Annotated in this window: 16 protein-coding genes and 2 pseudogenes; 9 read left to right on the forward strand and 9 right to left on the reverse strand. The window is 45.5% G+C overall.

All coding sequences use genetic code 11. From position 1 onward, the window contains the following. Window positions 1–204 precede the first annotated feature (204 nt). From nirB to cobA, 4 genes are all read left to right on the forward strand, one after another. The gene (gene nirB, locus KJB05_RS22950) at window positions 205–2769 is read left to right on the forward strand and encodes a nitrite reductase large subunit NirB (RefSeq protein WP_208444740.1); all 2565 of its coding nucleotides are present in this window, start codon (window positions 205–207) and stop codon (window positions 2767–2769) included. A 13-nt stretch (window positions 2770–2782) separates the two neighbouring features. Continuing rightward, the gene (gene nirD, locus KJB05_RS22955; RefSeq protein WP_005387969.1) at window positions 2783–3106 is read left to right on the forward strand and encodes a nitrite reductase small subunit NirD; all 324 of its coding nucleotides are present in this window, start codon (window positions 2783–2785) and stop codon (window positions 3104–3106) included. A 177-nt stretch (window positions 3107–3283) separates the two neighbouring features. Then, on the forward strand, window positions 3284–4132 hold the full coding sequence (locus KJB05_RS22960; RefSeq protein ID WP_038891276.1) for a formate/nitrite transporter family protein: 849 nt from the start codon (window positions 3284–3286) through the stop codon (window positions 4130–4132). Between the two features lie 207 nt (window positions 4133–4339). Next, a complete protein-coding gene (cobA, locus tag KJB05_RS22965; RefSeq protein WP_208444741.1) occupies window positions 4340–5098 on the forward strand; it encodes a uroporphyrinogen-III C-methyltransferase in 759 nt (252 codons plus the stop codon). 21 nt (window positions 5099–5119) lie between these two features. On the opposite strand, the gene KJB05_RS22970 is transcribed toward cobA, so the two are convergent. Next, window positions 5120–5560 (reverse strand): DUF4174 domain-containing protein, encoded by a 441-nt coding sequence (locus KJB05_RS22970; protein ID WP_208444742.1) that lies wholly within the window; start codon window positions 5558–5560, stop codon window positions 5120–5122. Between the two features lie 120 nt (window positions 5561–5680). Between KJB05_RS22970 and KJB05_RS22975 the strand changes: the two genes are divergently transcribed. Continuing rightward, on the forward strand, window positions 5681–6169 hold the full coding sequence (locus KJB05_RS22975) for an NYN domain-containing protein (RefSeq protein WP_005427009.1): 489 nt from the start codon (window positions 5681–5683) through the stop codon (window positions 6167–6169). 102 nt (window positions 6170–6271) lie between these two features. Here KJB05_RS22975 and KJB05_RS22980 read toward each other — a convergent pair whose 3' ends face one another. Both KJB05_RS22980 and KJB05_RS22985 read right to left on the reverse strand, forming a co-directional pair. Continuing rightward, window positions 6272–7603 carry an anaerobic C4-dicarboxylate transporter gene (locus tag KJB05_RS22980; protein ID WP_009705346.1) on the reverse strand — a complete coding sequence of 444 codons (1332 nt, stop codon included), beginning with the start codon at window positions 7601–7603 and terminating at the stop codon, window positions 6272–6274. Between the two features lie 349 nt (window positions 7604–7952). Then, window positions 7953–8141: a DUF2986 domain-containing protein gene (locus KJB05_RS22985; RefSeq protein WP_020196844.1), complete on the reverse strand. Its 189-nt coding sequence runs from the start codon at window positions 8139–8141 to the stop codon at window positions 7953–7955. A 72-nt stretch (window positions 8142–8213) separates the two neighbouring features. Between KJB05_RS22985 and KJB05_RS22990 the strand changes: the two genes are divergently transcribed. Both KJB05_RS22990 and KJB05_RS22995 read left to right on the forward strand, forming a co-directional pair. After that, a complete protein-coding gene (locus KJB05_RS22990; RefSeq protein WP_208444743.1) occupies window positions 8214–8723 on the forward strand; it encodes a GNAT family N-acetyltransferase in 510 nt (169 codons plus the stop codon). Between the two features lie 84 nt (window positions 8724–8807). Further along, window positions 8808–9203: a nitrous oxide-stimulated promoter family protein gene (locus KJB05_RS22995; RefSeq protein WP_020196846.1), complete on the forward strand. Its 396-nt coding sequence runs from the start codon at window positions 8808–8810 to the stop codon at window positions 9201–9203. A 12-nt stretch (window positions 9204–9215) separates the two neighbouring features. Here the strand turns inward: KJB05_RS22995 and KJB05_RS23000 are convergent, their stop codons facing one another. After that, window positions 9216–10601, reverse strand: a complete 1386-nt coding sequence (locus KJB05_RS23000) for an MATE family efflux transporter (protein ID WP_208444744.1) — start codon at window positions 10599–10601, stop codon at window positions 9216–9218. A gap of 52 nt (window positions 10602–10653) precedes the next feature. Here KJB05_RS23000 and KJB05_RS23005 point away from each other — a divergent pair, with 52 nt between their 5' ends. Beyond that, window positions 10654–11553: an AraC family transcriptional regulator gene (locus KJB05_RS23005; protein ID WP_208444745.1), complete on the forward strand. Its 900-nt coding sequence runs from the start codon at window positions 10654–10656 to the stop codon at window positions 11551–11553. A 111-nt stretch (window positions 11554–11664) separates the two neighbouring features. On the opposite strand, the gene KJB05_RS23010 is transcribed toward KJB05_RS23005, so the two are convergent. Both KJB05_RS23010 and trxC read right to left on the reverse strand, forming a co-directional pair. Continuing rightward, entirely contained in the window at window positions 11665–12825 is a 1161-nt protein-coding gene (locus KJB05_RS23010) for an MFS transporter (RefSeq protein WP_199454974.1), read from the reverse strand. A gap of 176 nt (window positions 12826–13001) precedes the next feature. Continuing rightward, a pseudogene (gene trxC, locus KJB05_RS23015) lies at window positions 13002–13434 on the reverse strand (thioredoxin TrxC). A gap of 165 nt (window positions 13435–13599) precedes the next feature. Here trxC and KJB05_RS23020 point away from each other — a divergent pair. Further along, on the forward strand, window positions 13600–14697 hold the full coding sequence (locus KJB05_RS23020) for a ketoacyl-ACP synthase III (protein WP_009705353.1): 1098 nt from the start codon (window positions 13600–13602) through the stop codon (window positions 14695–14697). Window positions 14698–14789: 92 nt separating this feature from the next. Here KJB05_RS23020 and KJB05_RS23025 read toward each other — a convergent pair whose 3' ends face one another. The 3 genes and pseudogenes from KJB05_RS23025 to KJB05_RS23030 all read right to left on the reverse strand — a co-directional run bounded on the left by KJB05_RS23025 (window position 14790) and on the right by KJB05_RS23030 (window position 17687). After that, the gene (locus tag KJB05_RS23025; RefSeq protein ID WP_348542168.1) at window positions 14790–16064 is read right to left on the reverse strand and encodes a DUF1501 domain-containing protein; all 1275 of its coding nucleotides are present in this window, start codon (window positions 16062–16064) and stop codon (window positions 14790–14792) included. Beyond that, window positions 16045–16143, reverse strand: a pseudogene (locus KJB05_RS28985) (hypothetical protein); the annotation flags it as partial. The gene KJB05_RS23025 and the pseudogene KJB05_RS28985, both read right to left, overlap by 20 nt. After that, window positions 16125–17687, reverse strand: a complete 1563-nt coding sequence (locus KJB05_RS23030; protein ID WP_208444747.1) for a DUF1800 domain-containing protein — start codon at window positions 17685–17687, stop codon at window positions 16125–16127. The pseudogene KJB05_RS28985 and the gene KJB05_RS23030, both read right to left, overlap by 19 nt. Between the last annotated feature and the right edge of the window lie 445 nt (window positions 17688–18132).

Genomic DNA, 18132 nt, shown 5'->3' on the forward strand with positions numbered 1-18132 from the left:
AATATGACATTTATATTGGGTTGATATTAGTTGGGTTACAGAAATTTTGTTTGAATTACGAAAGCAAAGGTTTAAATACTGATTAAAAACTACTCCTACCCCTTTAGGGTAGTTTGATTCTGTAATTGATTTACATCATGTATTAATTTTCTTTCACATTTAACAATGCGCTCAGTGATAAGAACCTAACCCTTAGGAAGTACAATGAGCAAGTTGAAGCTAGTAGTCATCGGTAACGGCATGGTAGGCCACCGTTACATTGAAGACTTAGTCGAGAAAGCTGATATGTCTAATATGGACATTACGGTTTTCTGTGAAGAACCTCGTGTCGCATACGACCGTGTGCACCTTTCCTCTTACTTTTCTCACCATACTGCAGATGAACTTTCTTTAGTGAAAGAAGGCTTCTACGAGAAATACGGTATTAACATGCTGATCGGCGAACGCGCGATTAACATCAACCGTGAAAACCGCATTGTTTACTCAAGCACTGGTCGCGAAGTTCAATACGACAAGCTGATTCTTGCTACTGGCTCATTCCCATTTGTTCCACCTATCAAAGGTCACGAAAGCAAAGACTGTTTTGTTTACCGTACTATCGAAGATCTTAAAGCGATCGAAGCGTGTGCGAAGAAGAGCAAATCAGGCGTTGTTGTCGGTGGTGGTCTGCTAGGTCTTGAAGCAGCAGGCGCATTGAAAGCTCTGGGAGTAGAAACGCACGTTGTTGAGTTCGCACCAAAGCTAATGGCTGAGCAACTTGACCTTGCTGGTGGTAACCAACTTCGTCAAAAGATCGAGCGTATGGGCGTGAACGTTCACACCAGCAAAAATACGCTTGAGATTGCGGCAGAAGGCACAAACGCACGCAATGTTATGCGTTTTGCTGACGGTTCAGAGCTAGAAACAGACTTCATCGTATTCTCTGCAGGTATTCGTCCACAAGACAAACTAGCACGCCAAATGGAGCTAGAAGTGGCACCTCGTGGCGGTGTTGCTATCAACGACCATTGTCAGACTTCTGATGAGAACATCTACGCTATCGGTGAGTGTGCGTCTTGGAACGAAATGTTCTACGGCCTTGTTGCTCCAGGCTACAAGATGGCGACAGTTGCTGTTGATCACCTACTAGGTAACACAGAAAGCAAATTCGAAGGCGCTGACATGTCTGCGAAGCTGAAACTGTTGGGCGTGAAAGTAGGTTCAATTGGTGACGCGAACGGTCGTACTGAAGGCTGTAAGAGTTACGTTTACCAGAACGAAGAACAAGAAGTTTACAAACGTCTTATCGTTTCTGAAGACAACAAGAAACTGCTTGGTGCGGTTATGGTTGGCGATACGTCTGACTACGGCGATCTGCTTCAACTTATGTTGAACGAAATCGACCTACCAGAACACCCAGATGCATTGATCCTTCCTGCACACGCAGGCGCTGAGAAACCAGCACTAGGTGCAGACGCTCTACCAGAAAGCGCAGTGATCTGTTCATGTTTCGACGTGACAAAAGGCAAGATCGCACAAGCAGTTGCTGATGGCCACCACACATTGGGCGACATCAAAGCAGTGACTGGCGCAGGTACAGGCTGTGGTGGTTGTATTCCGCTCGTGACGTCTGTTCTAAATGCTGAGCTTGCTAAATCTGGCATCGAAGTGAAGAACGACGTGTGTGAGCACTTTGCATACTCACGCCAAGAGTTGTTCCACCTAATCCGCATTGAAGAGATCAAAACGTTTGATGAGCTTCTAGAGAAATACGGTAAAGGTTACGGCTGTGAAGTTTGTAAACCATTGGCTGGTTCTATCTTGGCTTCTTGCTGGGGTGAGCACATTCTTAAGCCACAACTGGTTAAACTGCACGACACGAACGATAACTTCCTAGGTAACATCCAAAAAGACGGTACTTACTCTGTTATCCCACGTATGGCGGGTGGTGAAGTAACACCTCAAGCACTGGGTGCGTTAGCGAACGTTGCTGCAGAATACAACCTATACACCAAAGTCACCGGCGCTCAACGTATTGGTCTGTTTGGTGCTCAAAAAGACGATCTTCCAGAGATCTGGCGCAAGCTTATCGACGCTGGTTTCGAAACAGGTCAAGCGTACGCAAAAGCACTTCGTATGGCGAAGACATGTGTTGGCTCAACATGGTGTCGTTATGGCGTTCAAGACTCTGTTGGTCTAGGTTCTTACATCGAGAACCGTTACAAAGGCATCCGTACTCCTCATAAGATGAAGTTCGGTGTTTCTGGCTGTACTCGTGAGTGTGCGGAAGCACAAGGTAAAGACTTAGGCATCATCGCAACTGACGCAGGCTGGAACATGTACGTATGTGGTAACGGTGGTATGAAGCCTCGTCACGCAGACCTACTAGCAAGCGATCTAGATAAAGAAACGCTAATCAAGTACATCGACCGCTTCATGATGTTCTACATCCGTACTGCTGCGCCACTACAACGCACATCAGTTTGGATGGAAAACATGGAAGGTGGCGTTGACTACCTACGCGAAGTGATTGTTAACGACAAACTTGGCATCAACGCTCAACTAGAAGCAGACGTAGCGAAGCTTGTAGACGAGTACGAGTGTGAGTGGACTGCGACCATCAACGACGAATCACAACTGACTCGCTTCGCGCACTTCATCAACTCTGACAAGCGCGATGAAAACGTCGTGTTTGTACAAGAGCGTGAACAGCACCGCCCAGCAACCTTCACGGAAAAACACCCTGAAGCGAAAGGCGACATCCTACACGTAGCAATCACTGAAGCATAAGGGAAGGTTGATTATGTCATTTGAAAAGATTTGCCAAATCAGCGACATCGTACCGGGCACGGGTGTTTGTGCACTGGTTGATGGTCAGCAAGTTGCAGTATTCCGCCCAACACAAGCAGAAGAGGTGCTGGCGATCAGCAACACAGACCCGTTCTTCCAATCAAACGTACTTTCTCGCGGTTTGATTTGTGAGCACCAAGGCGAGCTTTGGGTGGCAAGCCCACTTAAGAAGCAGCGCTTTAACCTGACAACAGGTGCGTGCATGGAAGACGAGCGTTTTAGCGTGAAAGCGTACAAAACGCGCGTAACCAACGGCGAAGTAGAAATTTCTGCATAAGCTTGGTTTCCATTCCCTCCTCTAAGGGGGAGGGAATGAACCGAAATCTAGATTTAATAGGTAAAGGCTTTCCGTGGTTCATCTGCGGGGACAGGGAAGCTAGGTGTTACTCAGCGGCAAGCCTTTCTCTATTCAATCTTTAATTTTTAACTTTCACTTTTGAATAAGGACACATTCATGTCTACTGATTATAAGCCTGCAGAATTCGTTCAAACCATGATCAACGTGGGTGAAGCGAAAACCAACACTAGCACTCGCGATTTGTTACTTCGCGGTACTATGGCGGGTATCATCCTATCGCTAGCGGTTGTTGTTGCTATTACCACTATGGTTCAAACCGGTATTGGCATCGTGGGTGCACTTGTTTTCCCAGTTGGTTTCGTGATTCTAAGTGTGATGGGTTACGACCTAGTAACCGGTGTTTTTGGTCTAGCGCCTCTGGCTAAGTTTGCAAACCGTCCTGGTATCACTTGGGGTCGTATCTTCCGTTGTTGGGGTCTTGTAGGCTTGGGTAACCTTATCGGTTCTCTAATCGTTGCTTACCTTGTGGCTATCTCACTAACAGGTAACTTCTCTCTAGAACTGAACGCAGTAGCGAAGAAATTCATCGCTGTTTCTACCGCACGTAGCCTTGGTTTTGAAAACATGGGTATGGACGGATGGATTACATGTTTCGTACGCGGCATCTTCTGTAACTTAATGGTGTGTCTAGGCGTTATCGGCAACATGACTGCACGTTCAGTGTCTGGTCGCGTAGCAATGATGTGGTTCCCAATCTTCATCTTCTTCGCTCTAGTATTTGAGCACACGGTAGTAAACATGTTCCTATTCCCATTAGGTATGATTCTAGGTGCTGATTTTGGTATCGCGACTTGGTTGAACTTCAACCTTATCCCAACCATCCTAGGTAACATTGTTGGTGGTCTAGTAATGACTTGTATTCCACTGTACCTAACTCACGCAAAAACTGCGCCTTCTATCAACGCTGAAGAAGAAGTAAAAGCACAACCTGCAATGGCTAAATAACCATTAACGGGTAATTCGCTTAATATGGTCCCGCTTCTGGATGGGCGGGACTATTCTCTAACTTGGATTTCAATTTTTAACTTTCACTTTCGCGATATATTTTATTGGTTTAGCTATAAAAAGTAATAACTCCTTAGAGTGGTTTTAGCCCTAAGTGCATAACTCGAGTGTTACTCTTTATATCTAAATTTTTCGATAGGCGTTGATATGACTACTGCTCACTCATCTTTAAACAGCGGCTTTGTTTCTCTTGTTGGTGCAGGTCCCGGTGATCCTGATTTGCTCACCGTAAAAGGCTTAAAAGCCATTCAAGCAGCTGAAGTTGTGGTGTACGACCGATTGGTGTCGAAAGACATTCTTGAATTGGCTCATGCATCAGCAGAGATGATCTACGTAGGCAAAAAATTGGACTTTCACTGTGTGCCTCAAGATCAAATCAATCAAATCTTGGTGCAAAAAGCGCAAGAGGGTAAGCGTGTTGTACGTCTGAAGGGCGGCGATTCATTTATCTTTGGCCGTGGTGGTGAAGAGCTAGAAGAATTAGCGGAATTTGGCATCAAATACGAAGTAGTTCCAGGTATCACAGCGGCAGCGGGTGCAACGGCTTACGCCGGTATTCCATTAACACACCGCGACCATGCGCAAAGCGTTCAATTTATCACTGGTCATGTACAAAAAGATGGTCGTGAGATTGAATGGCACTCGCTAGCGCAGTCAAACAACACGCTCGTTTTTTATATGGGTTTGAAGCAAAGCGGTCATATTATGGACAAGCTGATCACACATGGATTAGACCCAGAAATGTCATGCGCAATCATTGAGAATGGCACGCGCCCAGAACAACGAGTGTCCCAAGGTAAGTTGAACGAACTTTCTAGCATGGCAGAGCAAGCAGTGAGCCCAGCATTGATTGTGGTTGGTAGCGTTACTCAGCTGCACAACAAATTGGATTGGTTCGGCAAGTAACCGAAGACTTATTCTTAAGCACTAGATCGCGCAAGGACTGCGTTTCTGTTGCATCTCTCTTTTCCGCATTGGCATTTCATCGATAAGGTTGTTGATAAATTGCCAATCGGTCTTCGCTCCCCAGCGGTGCTTCTCTTCGCCATCTTTACCCAAAAGAATCGCAGTGTGTTGACCTGCTTTGACTTCGTAGAGAGCGGCCAGCATTTTCAAATCGAACTCTTCTTTTAACCATGAAGGTTCAGTAAAACCGTCCTCTGCAATCACTAAAGTGATCACGTCGCGGTCTTCCAATTCACATTCATTCATCAAGGCTTCGAGCAAAAACTGTTTTACGTGGTCGTCATTCGCAGGTGCAAAATACAACACGCTACGATGCGGCCAGTATTGGGCATGCGCTGGATAACCAAATACCGGGCTCGATATGAGGCATGAAAGCAACAGGGCAATGATTGTCTTACTCATGGCTTCACTCCTAGTAACGCGAATACCAAGTTATACGGTAAGTTTAGTGGAATTAGCTCATTGTGCTTTGGTGCAAAGTGGCATAGGGTATGCGGCAAACAAATAAAGCGTATTAAATAGATGAATTCTGAAAGCAAACAAAAGATCGCAATCTTAGTCGACGTACAAAACGTCTATTACACCTGTCGTGAAGCGTACCGCAGCAATTTTGATTACAACCAGTTTTGGTATGTCGCGACACAAGGGAAAGAAGTGGTGAGTGCACGAGCTTATGCAATTGCGAGTAACGATCCTAAGCAGCGCCAGTTCCACCATATTTTGCGTGGTGTTGGCTTTGAGGTGATGCTTAAACCTTACATTCAACGCCGTGACGGCAGTGCGAAAGGTGACTGGGATGTGGGTATCACGCTAGATGCGATTGAAATTGCCCCTGAAGTGGATGAAGTGATACTGGTATCAGGCGATGGTGATTTCAGTCTGCTGGTGGAACGCATTCAGCAACGCTTCAACAAGAAAGTCACTGTGTATGGGGTACCAAAGTTAACTTCCCAAACCTTGATTGATTGCGCGGACAACTTTGTTGCTGTCGATGAGGACTTTCTTCTTTAATCTCTCCTCACGGTATAGCTTCGAGAAAAAAGAAAGGGCGAGTCACTTCAGGCTGTACGCAAACGTACAATGACTCGCCCCATATTCTGTCTAATGAATAGGTTATGACGGAATGATCATTTGCCCTAGCAAGTAACCCAAACAACACGCACCAATCACGCCGATTAAACCCACAGACATGAATGAGTGGTTGAAGTACCACTTGCCAATCTTAGTCGTACCTGAGGTATCGAAGTTCACAGTCGCGATATCTGAAGGGTAGTTTGGAATAAAGAAGTAGCCGTAAACCGCTGGCATTAAACCGATAAGCAGTGCTGGCTCTAAACCTAGACCTAAACCGACCGGTAACATCATGCGAGCTGTCGCTGCTTGAGAGTTCACCACAACAGACACAATGAATAGTGCTAGTGCGAATGTCCAAGGGTAGTTGGTTACCATCTCTACGATGCCTGACTTAAACTGAGGCATTGCGTATTGGAAGTAAGTATCTGACATCCATGCAATACCGAAGATTGCAATCGCTGCCACCATACCTGACTTGAACACCACGCCATTTGGTACGTCTCGAGGATCAGTCTTAGTCGCTAGCAAAATGATACCGCCGAAGCAGAGCATCATCATTTGAATCACAACCGCCATACTGATTGGTTTTGCACCTTCAACGATAGTACGAACCTCTGGCCACATCGCAATAACGACAATCACAAGAATCGATAGGATGAACAGCAGAACAGAGTTACGAGCACTAGACGGCAGTACTTCATCCAAAGAGGTTGCCGTTGTGTTTAAGATCTTGTCGCGCCAAACCGGATCTTTCAGACGCTCTTGATACTCTTCATCGTCTTCAAGCTCTTTGCCGCGTTTCAAGCTGTAAAGAGACATCAGTAATGTACCGAACAAGGTCGCAGGCACTGTGACAAGAAGAATCGATAGCAAGGTAATTTCGTGTTGAATGTCAGAAAGCTGCGCTAGGTAGTAAACCACTGCCGCCGAAATCGGGGATGCTGTGATGGCGATTTGAGAGGCAACCGATGCTGCAGCCATTGGGCGCTCGGGACGAATGCCGTTTTTCAGCGCAACGTCGCCAATGATTGGCATGATGGAGTAAACCGCGTGACCAGTACCAAGTAGGAAAGTCATAAAGTAAGTCACGAACGGCGCAATAAGAGTCACACGTTTAGGGTTCTTACGTAGTACGCGTTCTGCCACCTGCAACATGTATTTTAAGCCACCTGCGGCTTCAAGAATGGAGGCACAAGTGACCACCGCGAGGATGATCAGCATTACCGTCACTGGCGGAGACGTTGGAGGCATCTTGAAAATGAAAACCTCAATGACTAAACCAATACCAGAAACGACACCAAGACCAATGCCGCCATACCGTGAGCCGATATACAGCATCACGAGCAAAAACAGAAACTCAAGATACAACATGTTTAATTTCCTTATTAGAAACAGGGACTTCTATTGTTTCGATATTGAAGGGAAAAATACTTAGCCTTGTTCACATTCCGTTTTATAAGAAACAGCAATGTCCAATAATTGGGAATAACTCACGCTGAGCCGTGTCAGTGTTAATAGTGGTTTGAAAGGGTGTTGAAGGAATGTTTGAATCGTCGTCAGCTAAGGTTACAGCGGTCCATTTTGGTGCCAGGATTTTCAGTGGTTTTGAGCGCTTTTTGGCCTAGATGATAATTTAAACGATAGGTGTTAGATTTTCAGGTGACTCAATGCCGAGTTAACCTTGGTTAAAATAAAAAAGCCGCGTTATGCGGCTTTTCTTTTATGCTTCGTCAGTTGTTTGAGCTTCTTCACTCACTTGCGAAGTTTGCTCAGCTGCTTTTTCTTCAGCTTCCATCTTCGCGCGCTCTGCTTTTGAGATATAGCGAGGCTTGTTGCTCTTATGAAGCTTTGCATTTTGTTTTTTCAACTTCGCTTTTAAGATCGAATTGATTTTCTTCTTGCGGTTCATGGTGTTGGTCCTTTAATTTAGCGGGGCAGGATAGTGATTTTTCCACCAAGTTACAAGCCTAATGGATCCCTTATGAAAACACTTATTACAGAACGCCTGACACTTCGTCTTGTTAGTGTAGAAGATGCGCCGTTTATTTTAGAACTCTACAATCAGCCTGACTTTTATCGCTTCGTCGGTGACAAGCAAATTCGCACCTTGGAAGAAGCAAAACGCTACATTCAAGACAACATGTTAAGGATGCAAGAACTCAAGGGCGTCAGTTTGCTGGTGGTAGAAACCAATCATGATAAACAACCTATAGGTATTTGTGGTTTGGTCAAACGCGACACATTAACGGCGTTTGATATTGGTTACGGTTATCTACCTAGCGCTTATGGCAAAGGTTACGCAAAAGAAGCAGCGAGTGTCGTGGTCGATTTTGCTCGGGACGAGATGAACATAGAAAACTTGGTCGCCATCACCAATAATGACAATAATCGTAGTATAAGTTTGCTAGAAAAATTGGGTTTTCAGTTTGAACGTGTCGAGCAGACTTACGATAATAGCCGTACATTGCAACTCTATACCATGAAGTTGTGACCAGATAAGCGGTAACTAAAGCTTTTTGGTTAGTGCCTTATTGTTAAGGTCTCTGAGCCAAAACTGCTTTAGATTGAGGAAAGAATGAGCGATATTTTATTAGGCAAACTCGCCACAGAATTTAAAACCGTTAAAGCGATGGTGGAGGTTTACTGTAAAGACCACCACGGCACCAAAGGTGAGTTGTGCGCGGAATGTCGCGAATTATTAGAATATGCGGAAGTACGGCTTGATCGTTGTCCTTACGGAGAAGACAAGCCGACTTGCAACAAATGTCCGATTCACTGTTACAAGCCAGAGCCCAAGGAACAAATGCGTTTAGTGATGCGTTATTCAGGGCCGAGAATGTTGCTTAAGCATCCAATCTTGGCAATTCGACACTTGATGCATGAGAAGCGCGAGGTGCCTGAAAAACCCGCTGCCAATGCGTCGAATCGCCACAAACGGATGAGTGCAGAGCGCGAGGCTAAGAAATCCTAGTCAACATAAGAATTAAGAAGTTGTCACGACCGTTAAGTTCTTAATCCAATACTTTTGTGTGTATCTGCGGTAACACAATGCCAATTTCACGACTTCTTCGGCGATCATAAGCGCATAAACGTATTTGAATTCCCAATCTAATACAAACGCAGCAATTGCACACAAAGGTAGGCCCGTCATCCACATCGCGATAAAGTCCATGCGTAAGCAAAAGACGTTATCGCCACCCGCACGAATAATACCGTTGATGATGATCATATTAAGCATGCGAAGCCAAATTGCGCTGCATAAGATCACGACCGCAGGCGCTGCAAGTGGGTAAAGCTCAGGGTTGTCTAAGTTCAAAGCAGCAATGATTAACTCTCGGTTTAGTAGCAGTAACGCACCAATAGAAATACCAAACACAAATACCGCTTTAATGAAGAAGCTTGCCATGTGCTGAGCTTGTTCAAAAGCATCACGCCCTAACGACTGCCCAATCATCACTGAACACGCGACCGATATACCAAAAAAGATGGAATAACATAGCGACTCAAACGGGCCTAACATGCTAAATACCGCGAGTTCTGTCGTGCCCATGTGACCAAAAATCATTTGATACACCATGGTGCCAATAGCCCATAGTAGCGCACCTAACGTCATTGGAAGCGCTAAGCGGCGGTAAGAAAGCCACAAAGAAGGGCGCTCAGAACCTTCTTTCACTTCCAATAACCAATGCTTACGCCAACGCATGTAGCCAACCATTGCCAGCACTTGGAACAGGCGAGAAATTGTTGTTGCTAGAGCCGCACCCGCAACGCCCATTGCTGGTACACCGAAACCACCTTTGATCAGCCAGAAGTTCAGTGCGATATTAAGAACAATCGTCACCGCGCCCATAAGTAAAGGAGTGACGGTGTCACCGGAAGAGCGCATGCTCGCTTCTAAAACAATAATGATATGAGTGAGTAACAGAACAGGGAACGCATACCAAAGATAGGTGGAGCCGAGTTCGATGACTTGCGTATCGTTGGTTTGTAGACGCATGATAAGTTCGCTACCGACAGTGATTATCAGGGTAACAGGAATCAAGACTTTTAAACCAAATCGAATCGCTATACCAGTAACAGTTTTTGCGCTTACTGCGTCATCACGTCCCCAATATTGAGCCACAAGCGTACCATTTGCGGACGCCAAACCTGCCATGATCATAATCGCGACAAAATGCCATTTTGATGCAATTCCCACAGCTGCGGTTGCTTCTTTACCAAAGTCACTAACCATGAGAACATCAGCCAAGGCGAGAATAGCCACCAACGCACTCTGGATCGCGACAGGGAAACCCAAGCGGATGATCTGCTTCAGTAGCCCGCTAGATAAAGAGTTGTCGCTGTTTTTGATGCCAATGTTGTTCGTCATAGTTACTCCTCGAAATTTGTGAGGAATATAAAGCCAATAGGGACAGAAATACATGTGCGAAAAACCACAAAACCTGTGCGAATCCGTCATCGAACAATTTGCCATCAAAACAGAGTGGCACGACGATGTGCATTTAGCACCCGCATGTAAAGAACGATTCCTGACTCTAACTGAAATCCCCGAATGGAAACGAGCTGATATCTTTATGGCGGGGCTGGCTGAACTGCGCGATGGTTACCATGTCGAGCGAGACAAAGTGGGCGTTCATACCTTGCTGTTTACCATTGAAGGTGGCGGTGTTTTGATTACACCGGATTTCGTTAAAGAAATTGAGCCTTATACGCTGACTATTTTGCCCGTGGATACGTGTTTTCGATTTGAAATGAATCCAAGTAAAGGACTCTGGAAGATGGTTTGGCTTCTGCCACAAAATACCGAGGCTTGGCAGCACCTTTCTGACTTGGGGCAAACTGTGGTGCCGTTTCGGGGCTCTGAGCAGGTATGGTCATTGATGACCTTACTCTATAACGAAATTGGGGGTCGAACGGGGTTTCGTCAGTTGTTGATCAGTGAAGTGCAGCGATTGGTAAAAAGTGTTGAAACCCCAATCAGTACATCGCTATCGCGCGTTCAAACACTCTTTAACGAAGTAGAAGGTCAGTTACACTTACCGTGGACCATTGCCGAAATGGCCAAGCAGTGTTTTATCAGTGAAGAGCAGTTCAACCGTTTATCTAAACAGCTTTTCAATATGAGTCCGCGAAGCAAGTTAATTGAGCTTCGTATGCACAAAGCCGCCGACTTGTTGCAGTATCCAGCTTGGTCAGTCGCTATGATTGCGAACCGTTTGGGCTATCGCGATCCTTACAACTTCACTCATCGATTTAAAAAGTTCTACGGCACATCACCAACGCGTTATCGCAAGAGGTTATTGGTGAATCAAAACCAATGAGTCGTTTTGATTTCTAATGATCACCTAATGATCGAGAAAGTAGAGAATTCAGAAACAAAAAAACGAGGGCATTGACCCTCGTTTTTGTTTGTCTTTTTGGAAAGGCTTGAATTACAAACCCGCTGCCATTTGATGTTTTGACTTGGTTGCTGCGATTAGCATGTAGATGCAAGTTGCAAGTAATGCTGCGAACAAGTAGCCCAACAAGCCGTGCATTTGACCCATGAACTTATCAGCAACCACTGGACCTGCTACCGAGCCAACGCTGTAGCTGAACAGCATGACTTGTGTTGCAGACACGATGAAACGCTCGTCCAAACCTTCACAACCCAGATTAATCGCAATTGGGTATAGTGCGAATGTTGCCATGCCCAATAGGAACAGTGCCGCTGCCAATACTACCGCTGACGAAGAAACGAAGGTCAGACCGATAGAGAAAATACCAAGGATACAGAAGAACGCCATTAGCACTGTACGCGCCATGTACTTGTTTAAGGTTGTCACCATTGGTTGAACCAGCATGCCGCCTAGGATCACTAGCGCCATTAGAGTGCCAATGTCTTGGTGGCTGATTTTGCGGTTTGCAAGCTCAACAGGCATCAAACCGTAAATCGCACCTAAAGTAAGACCAGACACTACACAACCAATGATCGCAGCGTGGCTTAGTTTAGAAATCTGTTTAAACGACAGTGCAGTCGATTCATGGCTGTTTGGTTGTTCACAATCGATGAACAGTAGCACTAGCATCGCCATTAAGATCAGTGTTGTGATGGCAATAAAAGGAACACCGCCGCTCACACCAAGGATACCGATACCAAACTGGCCCAGTGCAGAACCACCGTATAGTGACAGCATGTACAGGCTCAAGCGTTTAGCGCGTGATGCTTCATCACCAGACATTAGCCATGATTCAACAATGACAAATACGCCAGCGACCGCAATACCTGCGATAAAACGTGCGACAAGCCATACCATGCCGTTGGGGATAATAGGCAGTACGATGATCGTTAGTGAGAATGCAGCTAAGCTACCTACAAACGCTTTACGGTGACCAACGCTGCGAACGATACGTTCAAAGAACATTGCGCCGATCAATAGACCGCCATAGAACACACTCGCCAACCAACTCGCGTAATCAGCAGAGATGTTGTATTCACCAAGCATAAGAGGGATCAAGCTCATCAAATAGCCTGACGCCACTGCATAAAGAGACAGTGCTACGACAGGAACTGTGACTCGTGGTGATGCTGCAGGAATGGCTGTGTTTTCCAATGTTTTGCGCCTATAAGTTAAGTAAAAATCAGGGGTTATTCGGCGCGAATATGAGGCTAATTAATAGGCAAGTAAAACGATATATTTGAGTCGTTTCGACAAAAGAAATTTATCGAAATTCTATGGGGAAATGCTGCATAAAAACGCCAGCCTGTAAGCGAGGCTGGCGGAAGGGATTATTTGCTAAGTGCTTGATTTAACCACTGATCGAATTGAGTCTTCGGTAGGGCGCCGTTGATCATATCCACGCGCTGGCCATTCTTGAAAACCATAATGGTTGGGATGCTACGAATACCAAATTGAGCGGCAAGCTGCTGTTGCGCTTCGGTATCAATCTTGACAAAACGAGCGTTTCCGGTCTGTTCTTGTGCCACATCCGAGAAAACCGGCGCAAAACCAACACATGGATTGCACCATGGTGCCAAAATCCACCACAACTGGCGTGTTACTTTCTAGCAGCGCCGAGAAGTTATCGACAGTACCTTCTATCGGTGCACCATCAAACAGGGCGTTTTTGCATTTACCGCAACTTGCAGCTTCTGCAACTCGCTCATTAGGGACACGATTTAAACCGCCACAAGACGGGCAACGAGTTTTAAACGATGACATGACTTCTTCCTTTATGACAACTTGATGAAAACATGACTTACCAGTCAGCCTCATAATTTGTATACTTATTTTTTAGCCTGCCGAATTATAAGACGGCAAGTCTGTATTTGGACCCGAACAGGTTCTAAGAAATTTCATTAAAATACAACAATAAATAGGTCTGCGATGACAAATTACTACGCTGAAATTACCGGTTGGGGAAAATGTCTTCCACCAGCCACGCTCTCTAACGATGACCTTAGCACTTTCCTTGAAACTTCAGATGAATGGATTCGCACCCGTACTGGTATTGAAAACCGTCGCATCAGCCACGTAAACACGTCTGACATGGCAACGGTAGCCGCGCAACACGCGATGGCTCGTGCAGGTGTAGAAGCGAGTGACATCGACCTAATCATTGTTGCGACATGCTCTCCTGATTCTCTTATTCCAAACATTGCTTCTAAGGTTCAGCAAAACCTTGGTATTCGCTCTGCTGCTGCATTCGATTTAAACGCGGCATGTACTGGCTTCGTATACGGCCTAGAAACAGGCACACGTTTGATTCAATCGGGCAACTACAGAAACGCAATCATTATTGGTGCTGAGCGTCTTTCTTTCTACATCGACTGGGCAATGCGCGATACTGCTGTACTGTTCGGCGATGGTGCAGGGGCCGTTGTTCTGACTCGTACAGAACAAGAAACTGGTCTACTGCAATCGCAAATTGGTTGTGATGCAAAAGGGCGCGACATCCTATCCGTACCTAAGTTTGGTACATGCATGGATCGCTTTGCGGAAGACAACGGTTACTGGGACTTCAACTTTGTAGGTCAAGAGATCTTCAAACGCGCCGTAAAAGGCATGGGTCTAGCGGCGAAAACGGTTCTGAAAGCTTCAGAACTAACCACAGATCAAATCGACGTGGTAATCCCGCACCAAGCAAACATTCGTATCATCCAAACACTGTGTGACCTTTCTGGTATCCCACAAGAAAAAGCGTTTGTGAACATCCAAAACTACGGCAACACTTCGGCAGCGACGGTGCCAATCGCATTGTGTGAAGCGCTAGAACAAGGTCGTGTTAAGCCAGGCGACAACATGTTATTAGCAGCGTTCGGTGCTGGCCTAACATGGGGTGCAGCTGTGTTGAAGTGGGGTGACCGCGTAACGCCTATTGCTGAAAGCGATGCTGCGTTACCTGAGAGTGACAAGTCTGCACTTGAGCTACTAGAGCGTGCTATTAAGCTTTGTAATGAACGCCCACGTGGTGAAGACGCATAACTAGCGCTAGCGGCTAACTGGTCAAAACAAATAATAAGCGAAAGGGAGCACAGTGCTCCCTTTTTTGTGCTTATCTCGCACGCGTTAAGGCGTTACGACATAAAGCCGAGATTTGATGAAGAGAAGTTTCGAATGTTAGGGAACACGTAATCCAACGCTGCGCCATCGGTAATGCCCATCCATTGAGCTAGCGTTGCACCCACTTGATCAGTACCGATTTTCGGAATCAAACGTCCTTTCGAGTAATCATCTTCGCCATCCAATACCAATTCAGGCCATGTTCCAATTGGCTTCGACCCGTTAACCGCGCCACCCATAATAAACTGATGTCCGCCCCAACCGTGGTCTGTACCGTTACCGTTGTTTGTCATGCGGCGGCCAAAGTCAGACATGGTAAATGTAGTGACATTGTCACGCATTCCAAGTGCATCGATTGCTCGATACATGGCAAACAGGTTTGTCGCCAAGTCTCCTAATAATGCAGGGTGTTTCGACAGTTGCGAATCATGAACGTCATAACCAGTATGTTTAACGAAGAACACTTGTTGCTGTTGATTCAAGTGGCTTTGGCTCGCAATCAATTTGTAGACCGTCTGCATTTGCTTCCCGAGCGTGGTAGAGGAAAACAGCGGTGCATCTTCTACATTGTGCAGTTGCTCTGCTAATACGCCGCTCATGGTCATAGACTCATCAACCATCAGATTAAAGTGGCCACTGAATGGATTATTAGGAGAAGTCGCCAAGAGTTGGTCATAGACCTCTTTGTAAAGTGGGTTGCCAATCGCGCTCAGCTGAACAGCTCGGTCTTTCTTAAGCACGGTTTGTCGGTGTTCAAGTGAACGTAACCACAAGGAATCACCATGAACACTGTACAGCGGCGTAATCTCTGAGTGTGAGCTCATGACATCAAGCATTCTTCCTGCCCAGCCTAGGTTTGTGAAAGTGTTCATGCCGCCTCGCATTAAGGTGTTGCTTTGCGAGTTGTGAGAAAAAAGCTGATCAGGCAAAGTAACCTCACCAGATTCAATCATCTGTTTCGTCATGGGTTGCTCAAGGACACCACTGTTAAGAACGACAGTGGCATCACCGTTATCGAACATTTCAGACAGTCGCGCTAACTTTGGATGCATACCCAAGGGTACCGTATTGCCTTGGTTGTCTGTGGCATTTAACCCAATAGGTATAATGCTGTTTTTGGCAACAGAGAGTTTGCCTCTCACATTGGCGTATTGGTCGTAATGGAAGTCGGATAAGGGTAGGAAAGTATTAATAGCATCATTACCGCCAGACAAATACACACAGATAAGCGCACGAAAATCATTGGTTTGTGAAGCCATTGCATAACCTGGTAAACCCACGGAAGCCATAGCACCCAAAGAAGCCGTACTTTTCATAAAATTGCGTCGTGAAAGTTTCATAAGTCGCTCCTAATTTTGAATGTAGAATTCGCTGCCAGAAATCGCGGTGAAAATCACTAAGGCAAGTTTGGTGGTGGGAACATAATTGGTTTTGTATTTGTTGAGTGCGTTGTGCATGATTTGTTTTAGCTGCGGAGAAGCCGTGCCCGCAAAGAAACGCACATCGATGGCCTCAACCAATGCCTCATGATCATCAAGCAACTCGTACAACTCAGTCATATCCAATGAGTAAGTAGAGCTAGAACCTTTACGGACGCTGTAAAGCATGAAGTTAACCAACTCTGTATATACCGACCAATCCAATAGTTCGTACTCAGGCGAAACCATTCCGGTAAACACAAAGTCGGCTGAAGGCTGATAATCGGGTGAATAGAAGTTAAACACAGAGGGTGACCTTAATGGTCCTTGATTGGCGATGTTCATCAAGGATACCGCGCCATCGTATCGTGCAGCGTCGAGTGTAAAGCCCGCCGCGCGATGGAAATTGGTGAGCACCAAGATTGGCTCTTTTACTTTTATTGGGCGAATGGATTTTTTTCCGCGAGCCTCGTCATCAAGTAAGATCGCTCGAATGACAGCATTCAAATCACCCTTCACATCATTGCCATTGTTATTGAACACGGTTGCGACTCTTGCAATGTATTCAGGTGTTGGATTAGAGGTCACAAAGCGTTGGATGAGCAGTTTAGAGACAAACGGCCCGATATTGTCGTGACTCATCAAAATATCAATGACACGTTCCAGTTCCTCTTCGGCGGTCAGTCCCGCAGGTATCTTGCTTCCGAGTACGTGTTTTTCACCAGTGTCGTGGCGGTTTTTAATCACGCGCATAGGCTTAACAAACGCGGTGTCTGACTTGTTCCAACCCGTCAGCGCGCGTGCGAGTTCTTGTATGTCTGTTTGCGTGTAGGTCGCGAGCGCATGCCCAGTTTCTAAATCGTATTTGACGCTGCCGTCTAAGTTCAATTGATACAAACCGATGGTGAACAGTTGCATCAATTCACGAGCAAAGTTTTCATCTGGAAGTGCGCCTGTCGCCGCGTTTGCTTTTGCGCTTCCCATCATCGACAAATAGTTTCCCATGGCAGGGTGCATAGCGGTTTTTAGCAACAAGTCACGATAGTTGCCAAAGGCATTTTCGACCAGTAAGTCATAATAATTGACCAGACTTTCCGGCTTGCTACCGAGTAGGCCGCCATATCGGGATACAACAAGAACTTGGCTAAGAGCAAAGGCCATTCTTTGTCTGAGTTGATCTTCGGAAGTGAGGACTATTTGATACCAAGCGTTTTCTCGGTTTGCTTGTGCCCCTTTACTAAAAGACGTGAAGTAAAGATCACTGTGATAAGTAGGAGGGAGAAGTATTTGTTCTGTAATCCATTCCTCGTAATTGGTTTGGTTTATTTGGTCGATCAAAGCAGGAGTGGGACCAAATGTGGTTTGATATAGAAAGCGTGCAGTTGGTAGATCTGGATCGTCTTCGTCCGCCGATACTGGTCCTACAAAAAACAACAGCATGGCAACAAAACCTAGCACCCAACAAGAAATCTCATTCTGTTTCTGACGTCTCATAGTTAACTCGCTTACCCAAAGGAACGACTTAAATCCATTTAACGGGAGTAAAATGAAGCTCATAGTGAGCTGTAAAATAAAGTAACGAAATCAAGCAGCTGCAGAGCGGAGTATAGACGGGAAAATTCACTAACAAAGTATGATTTCTCAGAAAATAATCTGGATTCAAAAATGTAGGCTCACGTTTGGTTTGATAAATATCTGATAGATAAGCGCCAAAACTGCCTTGTTAAACTTCAAATTAATTATGAAATTTTTAAGCAAGCTTTCATGTTTTGCCTGTTTTTATCATTCGAACACTCAATGGTTGGCTTGTTGATATATCACTTAGTTTGGTTGAATTGAGCCTTTAAAGAAAATAGATAAAAAAAACATGCCAGAGTGTTTACTTTACTGATCGATTTATTAATTAAGTTGCATAAAGCGTGAATGAGCTCACGATTGT

Source organism: Vibrio sp. B1ASS3 (assembly GCF_905175355.1).
GTDB lineage: Bacteria > Pseudomonadota > Gammaproteobacteria > Enterobacterales > Vibrionaceae > Vibrio > Vibrio owensii.

What these genes read in the sequence shown, in the direction of transcription:
- nirB (WP_208444740.1), top strand. Translation starts at nt 205, where the DNA reads ATGAGCAAGTTGAAGCTAGTAGTCATCGGTAACGGCATGGTAGGCCAC.
- nirD (WP_005387969.1), top strand. Translation starts at nt 2,783, where the DNA reads ATGTCATTTGAAAAGATTTGCCAAATCAGCGACATCGTACCGGGCACG.
- KJB05_RS22960 (WP_038891276.1), top strand. Translation starts at nt 3,284, where the DNA reads ATGTCTACTGATTATAAGCCTGCAGAATTCGTTCAAACCATGATCAAC.
- cobA (WP_208444741.1), top strand. Translation starts at nt 4,340, where the DNA reads ATGACTACTGCTCACTCATCTTTAAACAGCGGCTTTGTTTCTCTTGTT.
- KJB05_RS22970 (WP_208444742.1), bottom strand. Translation starts at nt 5,560, where the DNA reads ATGAGTAAGACAATCATTGCCCTGTTGCTTTCATGCCTCATATCGAGC.
- KJB05_RS22975 (WP_005427009.1), top strand. Translation starts at nt 5,681, where the DNA reads ATGAATTCTGAAAGCAAACAAAAGATCGCAATCTTAGTCGACGTACAA.
- KJB05_RS22980 (WP_009705346.1), bottom strand. Translation starts at nt 7,603, where the DNA reads ATGTTGTATCTTGAGTTTCTGTTTTTGCTCGTGATGCTGTATATCGGC.
- KJB05_RS22985 (WP_020196844.1), bottom strand. Translation starts at nt 8,141, where the DNA reads ATGAACCGCAAGAAGAAAATCAATTCGATCTTAAAAGCGAAGTTGAAA.
- KJB05_RS22990 (WP_208444743.1), top strand. Translation starts at nt 8,214, where the DNA reads ATGAAAACACTTATTACAGAACGCCTGACACTTCGTCTTGTTAGTGTA.
- KJB05_RS22995 (WP_020196846.1), top strand. Translation starts at nt 8,808, where the DNA reads ATGAGCGATATTTTATTAGGCAAACTCGCCACAGAATTTAAAACCGTT.
- KJB05_RS23000 (WP_208444744.1), bottom strand. Translation starts at nt 10,601, where the DNA reads ATGACGAACAACATTGGCATCAAAAACAGCGACAACTCTTTATCTAGC.
- KJB05_RS23005 (WP_208444745.1), top strand. Translation starts at nt 10,654, where the DNA reads ATGTGCGAAAAACCACAAAACCTGTGCGAATCCGTCATCGAACAATTT.
- KJB05_RS23020 (WP_009705353.1), top strand. Translation starts at nt 13,600, where the DNA reads ATGACAAATTACTACGCTGAAATTACCGGTTGGGGAAAATGTCTTCCA.
- KJB05_RS23025 (WP_348542168.1), bottom strand. Translation starts at nt 16,064, where the DNA reads ATGGCTTCCGTGGGTTTACCAGGTTATGCAATGGCTTCACAAACCAAT.
- KJB05_RS23030 (WP_208444747.1), bottom strand. Translation starts at nt 17,687, where the DNA reads ATGAGACGTCAGAAACAGAATGAGATTTCTTGTTGGGTGCTAGGTTTT.